This is a genomic window from Streptomyces sp. NPDC025784 (genome assembly GCF_055558435.1).
In genome coordinates this window covers 88,324-100,792 of sequence record NZ_JBVHMN010000010.1, presented here as the reverse complement: position 1 = coordinate 100,792, position 12,469 = coordinate 88,324, and the positions used below count along the sequence as shown (strand labels likewise).

General features: G+C 72.4%; 11 protein-coding genes. 7 read left to right on the top strand and 4 right to left on the bottom strand.

Going from position 1 to position 12,469, the window contains the following annotated elements; all coding sequences use genetic code 11:
• The first annotated feature begins 221 nt into the window (after window positions 1–221).
• Window positions 222–3,626 carry a hypothetical protein gene (locus ACZ4IF_RS22915; RefSeq protein WP_467565483.1) on the top strand — a complete coding sequence of 1,135 codons (3,405 nt, stop codon included), beginning with the start codon at window positions 222–224 and terminating at the stop codon, window positions 3,624–3,626.
• Between the two features lie 86 nt (window positions 3,627–3,712).
• On the opposite strand, the gene ACZ4IF_RS22910 is transcribed toward ACZ4IF_RS22915, so the two are convergent.
• The 3 genes from ACZ4IF_RS22910 to ACZ4IF_RS22900 all read right to left on the bottom strand — a co-directional run bounded on the left by ACZ4IF_RS22910 (window position 3,713) and on the right by ACZ4IF_RS22900 (window position 5,706).
• A complete protein-coding gene (locus tag ACZ4IF_RS22910; RefSeq protein ID WP_467565481.1) occupies window positions 3,713–4,609 on the bottom strand; it encodes a hypothetical protein in 897 nt (298 codons plus the stop codon).
• Between the two features lie 135 nt (window positions 4,610–4,744).
• Complete coding sequence (locus ACZ4IF_RS22905; RefSeq protein ID WP_467566023.1) at window positions 4,745–5,050, bottom strand: hypothetical protein; 306 nt, start codon at window positions 5,048–5,050, stop codon at window positions 4,745–4,747.
• A gap of 122 nt (window positions 5,051–5,172) precedes the next feature.
• Window positions 5,173–5,706, bottom strand: coding sequence for a PadR family transcriptional regulator (locus ACZ4IF_RS22900; RefSeq protein ID WP_467565479.1), 534 nt, complete (start codon window positions 5,704–5,706; stop codon window positions 5,173–5,175).
• A gap of 119 nt (window positions 5,707–5,825) precedes the next feature.
• On the opposite strand from ACZ4IF_RS22900, the gene ACZ4IF_RS22895 reads away from it, so the two are divergent.
• Window positions 5,826–6,584 (top strand): alpha/beta fold hydrolase, encoded by a 759-nt coding sequence (locus ACZ4IF_RS22895; protein WP_467565477.1) that lies wholly within the window; start codon window positions 5,826–5,828, stop codon window positions 6,582–6,584.
• A 66-nt stretch (window positions 6,585–6,650) separates the two neighbouring features.
• On the opposite strand, the gene ACZ4IF_RS22890 is transcribed toward ACZ4IF_RS22895, so the two are convergent.
• Complete coding sequence (locus ACZ4IF_RS22890; protein WP_467565475.1) at window positions 6,651–7,250, bottom strand: class I SAM-dependent methyltransferase; 600 nt, start codon at window positions 7,248–7,250, stop codon at window positions 6,651–6,653.
• Window positions 7,251–7,402: 152 nt separating this feature from the next.
• On the opposite strand from ACZ4IF_RS22890, the gene ACZ4IF_RS22885 reads away from it, so the two are divergent.
• The 5 genes from ACZ4IF_RS22885 to ACZ4IF_RS22865 all read left to right on the top strand — a co-directional run bounded on the left by ACZ4IF_RS22885 (window position 7,403) and on the right by ACZ4IF_RS22865 (window position 12,460).
• A complete protein-coding gene (locus ACZ4IF_RS22885) occupies window positions 7,403–8,176 on the top strand; it encodes an MHYT domain-containing protein (RefSeq protein WP_359490055.1) in 774 nt (257 codons plus the stop codon).
• A 63-nt stretch (window positions 8,177–8,239) separates the two neighbouring features.
• Window positions 8,240–10,777 carry a sensor histidine kinase gene (locus ACZ4IF_RS22880; RefSeq protein WP_467565472.1) on the top strand — a complete coding sequence of 846 codons (2,538 nt, stop codon included), beginning with the start codon at window positions 8,240–8,242 and terminating at the stop codon, window positions 10,775–10,777.
• Window positions 10,774–11,208 (top strand): roadblock/LC7 domain-containing protein, encoded by a 435-nt coding sequence (locus ACZ4IF_RS22875; RefSeq protein ID WP_359490059.1) that lies wholly within the window; start codon window positions 10,774–10,776, stop codon window positions 11,206–11,208. Before ACZ4IF_RS22880 ends, ACZ4IF_RS22875 begins: the two co-directional genes overlap by 4 nt.
• A 19-nt stretch (window positions 11,209–11,227) precedes the next feature.
• Window positions 11,228–11,623 carry a DUF742 domain-containing protein gene (locus ACZ4IF_RS22870; RefSeq protein ID WP_467565470.1) on the top strand — a complete coding sequence of 132 codons (396 nt, stop codon included), beginning with the start codon at window positions 11,228–11,230 and terminating at the stop codon, window positions 11,621–11,623.
• 228 nt (window positions 11,624–11,851) lie between these two features.
• Window positions 11,852–12,460, top strand: coding sequence for a GTP-binding protein (locus ACZ4IF_RS22865; protein WP_467565468.1), 609 nt, complete (start codon window positions 11,852–11,854; stop codon window positions 12,458–12,460).
• The last annotated feature ends 9 nt before the right edge of the window (window positions 12,461–12,469 follow it).

Genomic DNA, 12,469 nt, shown 5'->3' with positions numbered 1-12,469 from the left:
CCGGTGCGCCGCCGAGTAGGCGTGGCCGTCGGCGCTGAAACGCCGCCGTGTCGACCGGGATTCGACAGCGGCTCGGGCCCGCCCACGTGGTAGCGACGCGGGACGCCTCGGTGACCAGGGCACAGATCCACGAAAACCCGTTGCGCACTTGATCACTCGTCCCCGACGATGACCGGCATGAAGCATGGAAAGGAGGCCCAGCGGCTCCAGGGTGAGCGCTGATGGCCGAACACGAGGCGTCCCAGACGCCGCAGTCCCCGTCCAACATGCCCCACACGCCGCCGGCGCCGCTGACGCCCGCCTGGCTGAGGGCTCACTTCGACCCCCTGCCCTTCCCGGCACGTATGGGCGCCCTCGCGCGCTACGCCCGCACGCTGGCTCCGCACGCGTACGCATCGCTCCAGCAGGCTCTCGACGCCGGAGACCCCGGCGAACGGCACACCGGTCTCTTCCTCGCCGTAGCACGTCGGGACCTCGACCGGGTGACCGACGCCCTCATGGATCCGCTGCTGGGACGTCGTGCACGCTCGGCCGCGCTTCGGCTGCCCGTTCCCGAACACGCTCTGGAACGCCTCGCCCTGAGCGACATCAGGGCGATCCGCCACGACACCTACCGGCTCCTCAGGCTCAGCCGCCGACATTCGCTCGCCGCGCGGCTGCTGCCCCGGGTGCATGAGCGCCACGGTGACCCCGAGGCGGCCCTCCTGCTGCCCGCCTGCCCGGCCGCGACCGTGTTCGCGTGGCTGCCCCGGCTCGACGCACCGATCGGGGCTCTCAATTCACTGGCCCGCACGGCGCCCGGAGCCGTGGCGGAACACCTCGCCGGACGCTGGGAACGCGGAACACCCCGCGAAGCCGGGACCATTGCGCTCCGGCATCGGGCGGTCGCCTCCGTCGCCGCCGGACGAGATCCGTCCGCGGCCCTGACCCTTCTGGAGCGGGCACCCGACCTCCTCACCCCACCGGCCGTCGTCGCGGCCCTCCTCCGCCCCGCCGACGCGCTCGCGGTGCTGCGCGCGGCCCGGCCACGGACCGACGGACAGCCCCGGGAATACCCGATTCCCGCCGGGCCGCTGCCGCCGTCTCAACTCAGGGCCCTGAAGGACCTGGCCGTCGACGACCTCGTCACGCTGGCCGAACACCTGCCGGCCACCGGCAGTCGTGAGCGAGCACCGGGCCGCCGCGAAGTGGCGGCCGATGGACTGCTGCAACTCCTGGCGCCCGCCGAGCGGTTGCGCATCGTGGAGAGCCGCACGGTGGCGCGCGGCCGACTGCGCGGGGCAGCGCTCACCACGCTGGCGGCCCTCGCCCCCGGCGACCGCGCGGACCTGCTCACCCCCTGGCTGCGGCGTCAGCCGAGATCTCCCTGGCAAGCAGCTCGCCTGGTGGCCGTCCTGCCCCTCGCCCAGGGCGAACCGCTCCTGCGCGAGCTCGCCGCCGACCACGTGGCCCACCATCGTGCCCTGGCCTGGCCGGCCCTGTTGGCCTGTGCCGAACTCGAAGGCGACGCGGACCGGTTCGCGCGGATCGCGCGTGACTGTGAACGGGCCTGGCACGACCAGGACGAGGTGCGCCGCGCGGCCCTCCAGCAACTCGCCGGAGCAGCGCCCCACCTGCTCACCGCTCTGCCCGAACAGGTCCTGCGCGACGCCGTCCTGACCACGGTGCAGTCCCGCGACTCCACGAGCGCCTCGCTGTCCGCGGCCGCACGGCTGGCGCGGCGCGTCGCTGAGCGCGCCGCCGCCACAGGCCGTCACGAACGGGCCGCGTCCGCGGTCGAACTGCTCGGCCAGGTCGTCTCCGCGGACCGGTACACGGGATCTGTGGCGCCCCTCCACATCGACGAAGAAGCCGCCCGGACCCTGTGGTCCGCCGTGTCTCCGACCGTTGCGCACCGTGCCGAACTGAGCACCGTGCTGGCGGAACTCCTCGGGCACCACCTCGCCGCGCTGCCCGGCCTCGAAGCACAGGTGCACCGGACCGCGCTCGAAGCGGACGATCCGGCACTCGCGGCCCGCGCCGCTGCCGCCTGGGTGCGATCACCACGCACGAGGGAGCAGCGGTGCGGCGAACTGATCGCGGCGGACGCGACGTTCGCGACCGTGCCGGTCGTCCTGGGCACCATCGCGGCGCGCCGCACCGATCTGCTCGATCCCGTCCTCACCGCCGCTCTCGGACGGTTCTCCGGCCGGGCGCGCCCCCGTGCCACGGCCTGGGCGCCCGGTCTGCGCGCCGGAGTCGTCGGCCGGTGGCTCCCCCGCCAGCGGGAACAGTGGGAAGAGCACCACGCGCGCGTGGCCGCGGACGAGGCCGCAGCGCTGCGCTCCAGGGCCGACGCGGCAGCCCTGCTCCGCGACCACGGACGGCTCACGGCGCTGGCCGAGAACGCCCCGCAACCGGTGGCGGCCGCGGCCCTCGCGGCGCTGGCCGAGGGACCCGGCATCGAGTCGAGCGAGGACCTCCGCGACGTCCTTCTGCGGCACGCGGCGGCCGGCGGTGTCCGAGGACGGGCCGCGATGGCCTCGCTCCGGCGGCTCCTGGGACGGCTTCCCGACCGCGAGACCGTGCCCCTGCTCGCACCGGTGGCGGCCGCGACCGGTGCCCCGGTAGGGACCCGCAAGGAGGCCGCCCGGGTGCTGGGCACTCTCCCTGGGGAGGACGCTTTCGAAGCGCTGGTGGCGGCATGGGACGTGCCGGGGCAGCATCCCGACGTCCGCGCCGTGCTGGCCCGCGGCCTCCTCACGAGGGTCGACCGGCCGGATGTGGCCCGCCGCCTCGTCGAGGCGGCGGGCAAGGCCGCCGTGCGGGACGCCGTCGTGCACGCGCGCGTGGGCGTCGTGCGCGTCGCTAGCCGTGAGGCGTACGCGGCCCTTCTGGCGCGACTCGTCGAGACGGGTGACGAGGAGACGGTCGTCGCCGCGTGCCGTGCGCTGCCCGTGTGGCTGCCACCAGATGCCCGCGACGCCATGAAAGTGCTCCTCGACGCCTTCACCGCCCCGGAAAGGCCCCGCAGGGTGTGGGAAACAGCCGCTCGGCAGTTGGCGTTGCTCACCCCGGGGCCGACGATCGAAGGCCTGCTGTGCGACGCCTTCGACGTCCTGAGGGAACGTGCCCGGTCCCTGGATCCCGGGGGCCGTGCCGATGCCCTGAGACGGCTGCACGAGTGCTCCGACGTCCTGCAGCCGGGTCGCGGCGCGGCACAGACCTTCGCCGTCGCCGACACGCTCGCGGACACCCTCGAAGCCGTGGGGCTCCACGCGGATGCCGCGCGCCTCAGCTGGCACGCGGCCATGACCTGCTTGCGACAGGGCGACTACGAGGAACACCGGTGGGAACGCCTGTTGCGACTGTACGAGGAACGGCCCGAGCGCCTGGGGTCCATGGAGCACCTGTCCATGGACGTCGGCCGTCCCCGTGTGAACGCGGCGCTGCTCGCGGCCGTGCGGACCGTCCGAGCTCGCCGGAGGCCCTCGTGCGGACCGCTCGCGCTCGCGCTGGTCGGCATGGGAGGCCGGGGATCTCGCTGGAGTGAACCCTGGCGGGCCGAGCTCGACGCCCTGCGCGCCCATGAGGACCGCGAGACGGCCGTGAGCGCGCTCCTCGTGGACCCGGACGAGTACCGCTGAGGGCAGCGCCGCCGGGCGAGGCCGTGCGTCACGGGGTGTGGCCCGGCGCGCGGCAACCCGGCGGTACTCGTCCGGGGCGTGGCTGCTCAGCTGGGGCGTACGGCCATCTTGTCGAGCGCCTCCAGGAGCCCGGGCAGCTCCGGACCGCGACCGACGGGCAGGACCTCGCCCGGCTCCTCGTCGAGGAGGACGAACGCGATGTCGTCGGTCCTGGCGACCAGCGACCAGCCGGGGCCGTCGGCTCGCAGGGTGCGGGCGTCGCCCGTGGCGAAGGACGAGCGGACCCGGCCGAGCGGCGGCGGTGTGTCCACGTAGGCGCGGGCCTCGGCGAGGACCCGCCGGACACCACTGCGCGGCTCTCCGGAACCGGCGCCGTCCTCCTTCGAGGTGGTCCCGGCTTCCCTCTCGGAGGCCGCACCCTCGGAGGTCTCCGAGGGTGCGCCTGCGTCCTTCGACGCCTCGTCTCCGGGCTGCACGAAGTCGCCGTCGTCGATCTGCTCGCGCCAGGTCGCCCACTGGAGGGCGATCTCGTCGGCACCGAGACGCCGCTGCGCCGGCCCCCACGTCGCCGTGTCCGGCGGAGCCAGGGGAGGCAGGTCCGTGAGCTCAGGCGACGGATCGTGCGGAGCGGGCACCCCGGGGGCCGCCACCGCCACGTCGAGCGGCCAGCCCGGCAGGGCGGCGACGACCGTGCGTTCGTCAGGGGAGAGTTCCTGCTCCATGCCGCAGTCCCAGGCGGCGATGGCGACGGCGACCAGCGACACGTCGTCGACGACGACCGTCCACCTGGCGCCCTCACCGTCCTGGCCGAGCACCAGACCGTATCCGTCGGCGAGCGGCGCGAGATCGAGCGCGGCGCAGGCCTCCGGGTAGTCGTCGCCCAGCACGCTGGGGAACTTCGCCGGTGTCAGCAACACCGCCGTCAGCACATACAGTGCGTCGTCGTCCCCGGTGGCGACGGCTTCGTCGTCCGTCCCGGCCATCCCAGCCTCCCGATCGCTACGTCCGTCGGCGCACCCTAATGCGACCGGAACCCGCTTGTCACGGGTCCCCGACACACGCGGAGCTGCAGTTTTCCGGCTGGACAGGGGCGAAACGGCCGTCCGGGTAACCGCGGGTCACACCGCGGGCAGCCCGAGGAGCGTACGGGCGACCGTCCGCGGCGATTCGTCGCGCTCCCGAGCCAAGGCGATCACGGCACGGCACGCCAATTCGTTCACCCCGAACGACAGCGCCTCCGGAGACACCCATCCCGCCGCCTCGTCGATCCGGTCCTGGTCGTCCTCCGCGCACGCCGACACGTATGCCGCGGCCGCTTCGAAGAGATTGTGCGCGCGCCTCTCGGCGGCGGGCGCCGTGGGCCTGGACTCTCCGTTCCGCTCGGCCGTCTTCTTGCCCCAGGTCTTGCGGAGTCTGCCGAACATGCCGGACATCGGGCCACCTTCCCCCAGTGCGGTTGCCATCGTCGACTGCTCATCTGCTGCTGTTCAACGTAGAGTTGAAGTCCCGGCGGCAGAAGGGGGGAACGGCCGTGACGTTGCGCCGATCACCCGCTGCCGGCGCCGAGTGAGGCGATGGTCTCCCGCAGCCAAGCCAGCTCGGCCTCACTCGTGGCGCGGGCGATCGTGAGGATGCCGCGCCGGAAGGGGTCGTCGAACTCCTCGGCGCGCAGCGGCCGGTCGCCCTCGTAGAAGAAGCTCGCGGGCTCCTCCAGGAAGGCGAGCCGACGGCGCAGCACGGTGGCCTGCGCCCCGGGGTCCTCCAGGTGCCGGAGGAACGCGAGCACGGTGAACCAGCGGTTCTCGTCGGTGATGTCGCTCCGCGACGGTTCCGCGAGTCGTCGCCGCAGTTCGCGACGGCCCTCCTCGGTGAGGGTCAGTTCATGGCGCGGAGCGGCGACCGATCCGGGGCGGGTCGCCCGCTCCAGCAGCTCCGCCTTCTCCAGCCGCTTGATGGCCGGATACAGCGTGCTCTCGGCCACGGGCTTCACATGCCCGGTCAGCGCGGTGATGCGCTTGCGCAGCTCATAGCCGTGCAGCGGGGCGTCGTACAGAAAACCGAGGATGGCCAACTCAAGCATGGCCTCATTGTGCCGCACTCCCGCTGTACATCGACTTCTTAATACTCCCTATCCGCTATACCTCGACTTCGATGTATGCTCTGAGGGTACGAGGAACCGTGAGGGCAGGGGAGACAGAGATGAAGCAGGCCGCGTTCGACGACAAGGGAAGCTGCGTCCGCTGGACCGAGACAGCGGGCACGGACCCGGCGCGGGTGTACGTGCACGGTCTGGGGGCGGCCTCGACCGTCTATCACGCGCACATCGCCGCACGCCCCGAACTGGCGGGCCGCCGCACCCTGTTCGTCGACCTGCCCGGCCACGGCATCAGCGACCGGCCCGCGGACTTCGGGTACACCCTGGAGGACCACGCGGACGCACTGGCGGCCGCTCTGGACGCCGCCGGGGTCTCCGGGGCGGAACTCGTCGCCCACAGCATGGGTGGTGCGGTCGCCATCGTGCTCGCCCACCGGCGGCCCGATCTCGCCTCACGGCTGGTCCTGGTGGAGGCCAACCTCGATCCGTATCCTCCGGGCACCACGGGCAGCAGCGGCATCGCCTCCTACGAGGAGGTCGACTTCGTCGAGAACGGCGGCCACACGCGCGTGCTGGAGAAGGTCGGCCCCCTGTGGGCGGCCACCATGCGATTCGCGGACCCCCGCGCCCTGCACCGCACGGCGACCGGTCTGAAGCGCGGCACGAACCCCACGATGCGCCGCCTGCTCGAAGCCCTGACGGTGGAGCGGGTCTACCTCCAGGGCGAGTGCAGCGGTGAACTGCCCGGCAGGGAAGCCCTGGAGGACGCCGGAGTGCGTGTGGTGACGGTGCCGGGCGCCGGGCACAACATCATGTTCGACAACCCCGACGCCTTCGCGGCTGCGGTCGCGGGCACTCTCTGAGGCGTCGGTCGCGCCGTGCCGGCGGCGCGGACGTTCGTGCCGCGGGGCACGTCCAACAGGGGCGTGTCAGCCGCGTCGCACGGCCAGTGCGAGGAAGCGGGTGTCCTCATCGACGTACGACGTCATCTCCCACCCGGCGTCCGCCAGCAAGGGACGCAGATTGGCCTCGGCGCGCAGGTCGTCCGGGGTGATCCGCCTGCCCTGCCGGGCCGCGAGCGCGGCCCGGCCGACCGGATGGAACAGCGCCAGCGTTCCGCCCGGTCGCACCACCCGAGCCAACTCCCGCAGATTCTCGGCCGGCTCGGGCAGATGCGAGACGAGACCCGCTCCGAACACCGCGTCCAGCGACTCCGTGCGCAGAGGCAGCGCGGCGACGTCGGTCAGCAGCAACCGGCCGTCGCGGTCGCGTCCTGCCCGCACGGCGGCCTCCAGCATGGCCGCGGTCAGATCGGCACCGATGACCACTCCCGCGGCCCCCACGGCCGCGCGCAGGGGCGGCAGGGCCCTCCCGGTGCCGCAGCCCGCGTCGAGCACGTGGTCGCCGTCACGCAGGCCCATCGCGGCGACCGCGGCAGCGTAGGCCGGCCCGTCGTCGGGAAAGCGCGCGTCCCAGCCGGCCGCGCGAGCCGCGAAGAACTCCTGGACATGTGTGTGGTCGTCGCTCATGTTCCGCATGATCCCTCACCGACACGATGGACGTCATAGCGCACACGTTCGGCCGCGACGCGATCGTCCAAGTACACCTCTTCGTCATATTCCAACAGCTTTCGAAATGCGCCCCCGTTGTGCGCCCCTGCCGGGACTAGCGTCCCTGGGCCATGGGACACCTGGACCACGCCGCATTCGGCTGGCTGACCCCCGTACTGTCGTACGTGATGGCCTGCATAGGCGCCGCCCTAGGGCTGCGCTGCACCGTCCGCGCGCTCGCCGCGACCGGACGTTCCCGCCGCAACTGGCTGCTCACCGCGGCCTCCGCGATCGGCACCGGCATCTGGACGATGCACTTCGTGGCGATGCTCGGCTTCAGCGTCAGCGGCACCGAAATGCGCTACGACGTGCCGCTGACCGTGCTCAGCCTGATCGTCGCCATGGTCGTCGTCGGTGCCGGCGTCTTCGCCGTCGGCTACGGCCGTGATCGGGGCCGCGCGCTCGTCCTGGGCGGCCTCACCACCGGGCTCGGCGTCGCGAGCATGCACTACCTGGGCATGGCCGCGCTGAGGTTGCACGGCCAAGTGCACTACGACCCGACGCTCGTCGCCCTCTCCGTCGCGATCGCCGTCGTCGCGGCGACCGCGGCTCTGTGGGCGGCGCTCAACATCAAGTCACCGGTGGCGGTCGCCCTGGCGTCCCTCGTCATGGGCGGGGCGGTGAGCAGCATGCACTACACCGGGATGATGGCGGTGGGCGTGCGGGTCAGCCCCTCCGCCGGGACACTCCCCGGGGCCACGGCGATGCAGTTCATCTTCCCCCTCGCCGTCGGCCTCGGGTCCTACCTCTTCCTGACGTCGGCCTTCGTCGCCCTGTCCCCGACGTCCGAAGAGCGTGAAGCGTCGGCGTCGGCCCAGCGGCCGGTCGAGAGCGTCGCCCGCTGACGGCGCGGGCCCGGAGCCACGGCGGCCGGGAGCGCGCCCCGAACCTCTCCGAGCGAGGAGGCCATGCGTACACCCCGTAGGACCCCGACGTCCGGCGCCGAGCCGCCGCCCCAGCCACCCGCACGCGGCCGCCGCGCGCACGCCGGACCGCCGGCCGACGAGCGTGCGGACGCCGATGACACCCTCGCCGCACCACCGCGGGCGGCGACCACGCGCGCGGGGCGGTGGCACATCCGACCGCGCACCGTACGAGCCAAGATCGTCTGTCTCTTGATGGTGCCGGTCATGTCGCTGCTCGCCCTGTGGGCCTACGCCACGGTGAGCACCGCTCAGGACGTCGCCCGGCTGCGGCAGCTGCAGCGTGTGGACTCCACGGTCCGCAGCCCGGTCGCCGACGCCGTCGCGGCCCTCCAGGCCGAGCGCACCGCCGCCGTGCGCTACGCGACCGACCGTGCCGTCGACGGGCCCGGCGATCTCAAGGAGTCGGCACGGCGCACCGACCGGGCGGTGGCGAAGCTCCGGATGGGCGACAACAACACCGTCGCGGACGGCGCGGACCTTCCCGCAGGAGTTGCCGGACGCCTGGACGCGTTCGTCACCGCCGCCGACGGACTCGCGTCCCTGCGCACCGCCGTACTGGAGCGACGCGCCGACTGGAACGAGGCCTACCGGCGGTACACCCGGACGATCTCGACAGCCTTCGGCGTGGGCGGCGCGCTCACCGGCGTCCCGGACGACGACCTCGGCTCCGACGCGCGCGTGCTGCTCGAATTCTCCCGCGCAGGTGAAGCGCTCGCCCAGGAGGACGCGGTGCTGGCCGGCGCACGGCTCGCCGGGCGCCTCGACGGCGAGCGGCTACGGCTGTTCACCGGTGCCGTGGCCACCCGCCGGACCCTGACGGACTCCGCGGTGGGGGACCTGCGCGGAACCGAACGAGCCGCCTGGCAGGACCTCGTGGAGGGGAGCGCGTACACCGACGTGCGCGCCGTCGAGGACAAGGTGCTCGTCTCCCCGCCGGGCGCCAAGGCGCTCGGCGCCGCACCGGAGGCCGACTGGACCGCGGCTCACGCGCGGGTGCAGCACGGCATGCGCACCATCGAGGCGAACGCGGGCCGGGACGTCGCGGACCGCGCCGACCCCGTCACCCGCGGTCTGCTCACTCCCGCCGGTGCCGCCGTCCTCTTCGGACTCGTCGCCGTCGTGTCGTCACTCGTCATCTCCGTACGCATCGGACGGGCCCTCGTCGTCGAATTGGTGAGCCTGCGCAACACCGCCCTGGAGATCGCACGGCGCAAGCTCCCGCACGCGATGAGCAGACTGCGAGCGGGGGAGGAGATCGACGTGCGGGCCGAGGCTCCGCCCGGACCGTCCGCCGAGGACGAGACGGGACAGGTCGCGGAGGCCCTCGGCACCGTGCACCGTGCCGCCCTGCGCGCCGCCGTCGAACGCGCGGAACTCGCCAGCGGAATCTCCGGCGTCTTCGTCAACCTCGCCCGCCGCAGCCAGGTGCTCGTGCACCGCCAACTCAACCTGCTGGACAGCATGGAGCGCAGGTCCGAGGACCCGAACGAACTGAGCGACCTGTTCCGCCTCGACCATCTCACCACACGCATGCGACGCCACGCGGAGAGCCTGATCATCCTGTCCGGGGCCGCACCGGGCCGCGCCTGGCGCATGCCGGTCTCCCTGACCAACGTGGTCCGCGCGGCCGTCTCCGAGGTCGAGGACTACGCGCGCGTGGAGGTACGGCAACTCCCCGAGGCGTCCGTCGTCGGCTCCGCGGTGGCCGACCTCACGCACCTCCTGGCGGAGATCGTCGAGAACGCCGCACAGTTCTCACCGCCGCACACCAGGGTGCGGATCACCGGCGAGCCGGTCGGCAACGGCTATGTGATCGAGGTCGAGGACCGGGGGCTGGGCATGGGCAAGGAGCGGCTTGCCGATGCCAACCGGCGCATCGAGCAGTCCGAGGCACTCGACCTGTTCGACAGCGACCGGCTCGGCCTCTTCGTGGTGAGCAGGCTCGCGGCCCGGCACGACATCAAAGTGCACCTGCGGACCTCGCCCTACGGGGGCACCACGGCGGTCGTCCTGCTGCCCACGACTCTGCTCCAAAGCGGTCCGGCGGAACGTTCCACCCGCCGGACGGACACCGAGAGACCCGAAGTACGCGAGTACGCACGGGTGTCCGCGGTCCCGGAACAGGAATCCGTGCCGGCCATCACCGAGAGGCCCGCGCTGGTGCCGCCGGTACAGACCGGCCCGGAAGCCCCTGAGCCCAGCCCGCCGGACAACCCGACACCCCCGGTCGGCACCCTCCGGCTGCACCGTCCGCCGGACGACTCAGACAGCTCCGACGACCTCCCCAAGCGGGTGCGGCAGGCGAACCTGGCCCCCCAACTGCGAGCTCAGCGTTCCGAGGAGACCGCGGAAAGAGCAGCTGATTCCCACCACGACGGTGAGCGCACACCCGAACTCGTACGTGACCGCATGGCGGCCTACCGCGACGGCTGGGTGCGCGGCGGTGGCAGATCGCCCGGCCGCGGAGCCACCTCCGGCCCGGCAGCGGGCAGCGACAGCAGGGAAGGAGACCCCGCATGATCCAGGACCCGAGTACGAAGGGCCAGCGGTCCGGTGAACTCGACTGGCTGCTGGACGACTTGGTGCTGCGCGTGGCCGCCGTACGGCACGCCGTGGTGCTGTCGAACGACGGCCTCGCGGTCGGCGCGTCGAACGGCCTGCGCCGCGAGGACGCCGAACATCTCGCGGCGGTCGCCTCGGGATTCCACAGCCTGGCCAAGGGCGCGGGACGCCACTTCGATGCCGGCGGCGTGCGCCAGACGATGGTGGAGATGGACGACGGATTCCTGTTCGTCGCCGCCGCGGGAGACGGTTCCTGTCTCGCCGTGCTGACCGCCGTCACGGCCGACATCGGCCTGGTCGCCTACGAGATGGCGCTGCTGGTCAAGCGCGTGGGCGAGCACCTCTACACGCCGCCTCGCGTCGGCGCGCAGCCGCCCGCGGCCAGGTGACCGAGGACGGGCGGCGCAGATGACCGAGGACATGCCGGGCAGCCAGTGGTTCGACAACGAGGCCGGACCGCTCGTCCGTCCCTACGCCATGACGGGCGGCCGCACGAAGCCCGGCCCCACCGGCGTCCGGTTCGACCTGATAGCCCTGGTCACCCTCGACACCGGCGCACCTGGCGCGGACGACGACACCTCACTCGGTCCGGAACACCGGGTGCTGATCGAGCTGTGCCGCGTCGAGACGCAGTCGGTCGCCGAACTCGCCGCGGATGCCGACCTCCCGGTCGGAGTGGTCCGGGTGCTCCTCGGCGACCTCCTGGAGCTCGGCTGTGTCACGGTCAGCCGCCCGGTGCCGCCCGCCCAACTGCCCGACGAGCGCATTCTCCGCGAGGTGATCGACGGTCTGAGGGCGCTCTAGATGAACAGCATCGGCATTCCCTACGCGCTTTTTGCGCTTCCGATCCGACACCGAACAGACGTGAGCCGGTCACAACGGTCAGCTTGCGGTCCTGTCCCTCGAAGCAGGAACGCAGTTGTCATGATGCTGAATTCGCTGATTCCGCGCCCGCCCGAACCAGTCCCCACGAGCACTCCGCACCGCCGTACCGACGTCGACCCTTGTCGGCACTCCCGAGAGAAGTGATCGATGGTCTCCGAGAACCCCGACGCCCCGAGTGGCGAGACGGCCGCCGCTCTGGCCCTGAAGATTCTGGTCGCCGGCGGATTCGGCGTCGGCAAGACGACCCTGGTGGGCGCGGTCAGTGAGATCAGGCCGCTGCGGACCGAGGAACTGCTGAGTGAGGCAGGTCAGTCGGTGGACGACACGGACGGCGTGGACCAGAAGGTCACCACCACCGTCGCCATGGACTTCGGGCGGATCACCATCAGGTCCGGCCTCTCGCTCTACCTCTTCGGAACCCCGGGGCAGGACCGGTTCTGGTTCCTGTGGGACGAACTGTCACAGGGGGCGCTCGGCGCCGTCGTCCTCGCCGACACCCGGCGGCTCGAAGACTGCTTCCCCGCCGTGGACTACTTCGAGCACCGGCACATCCCGTTCGTCGTGGCCGTCAACTGCTTCGCGGGTGCCCGCGCCTACGGTGCGCAGGACGTCTCCCGCGCCCTCGACCTCGACCGCGGCACGCCAGTGGTGCTCTGCGACGCGCGCGACCGCGACTCCGGGAAGGAGGTGCTGATTCGTCTCGTCGAGTACGCCGGGCGGGTGCACACCGCCCGGCTGCTCGACTCGGTCGGCTGACACGGCGAA

What these genes read in the sequence shown, in the direction of transcription:
- ACZ4IF_RS22915 (WP_467565483.1), top strand. Translation starts at nt 222, where the DNA reads ATGGCCGAACACGAGGCGTCCCAGACGCCGCAGTCCCCGTCCAACATG.
- ACZ4IF_RS22910 (WP_467565481.1), bottom strand. Translation starts at nt 4,609, where the DNA reads ATGGCCGGGACGGACGACGAAGCCGTCGCCACCGGGGACGACGACGCA.
- ACZ4IF_RS22905 (WP_467566023.1), bottom strand. Translation starts at nt 5,050, where the DNA reads ATGTTCGGCAGACTCCGCAAGACCTGGGGCAAGAAGACGGCCGAGCGG.
- ACZ4IF_RS22900 (WP_467565479.1), bottom strand. Translation starts at nt 5,706, where the DNA reads ATGCTTGAGTTGGCCATCCTCGGTTTTCTGTACGACGCCCCGCTGCAC.
- ACZ4IF_RS22895 (WP_467565477.1), top strand. Translation starts at nt 5,826, where the DNA reads ATGAAGCAGGCCGCGTTCGACGACAAGGGAAGCTGCGTCCGCTGGACC.
- ACZ4IF_RS22890 (WP_467565475.1), bottom strand. Translation starts at nt 7,250, where the DNA reads ATGAGCGACGACCACACACATGTCCAGGAGTTCTTCGCGGCTCGCGCG.
- ACZ4IF_RS22885 (WP_359490055.1), top strand. Translation starts at nt 7,403, where the DNA reads ATGGGACACCTGGACCACGCCGCATTCGGCTGGCTGACCCCCGTACTG.
- ACZ4IF_RS22880 (WP_467565472.1), top strand. Translation starts at nt 8,240, where the DNA reads ATGCGTACACCCCGTAGGACCCCGACGTCCGGCGCCGAGCCGCCGCCC.
- ACZ4IF_RS22875 (WP_359490059.1), top strand. Translation starts at nt 10,774, where the DNA reads ATGATCCAGGACCCGAGTACGAAGGGCCAGCGGTCCGGTGAACTCGAC.
- ACZ4IF_RS22870 (WP_467565470.1), top strand. Translation starts at nt 11,228, where the DNA reads ATGACCGAGGACATGCCGGGCAGCCAGTGGTTCGACAACGAGGCCGGA.
- ACZ4IF_RS22865 (WP_467565468.1), top strand. Translation starts at nt 11,852, where the DNA reads ATGGTCTCCGAGAACCCCGACGCCCCGAGTGGCGAGACGGCCGCCGCT.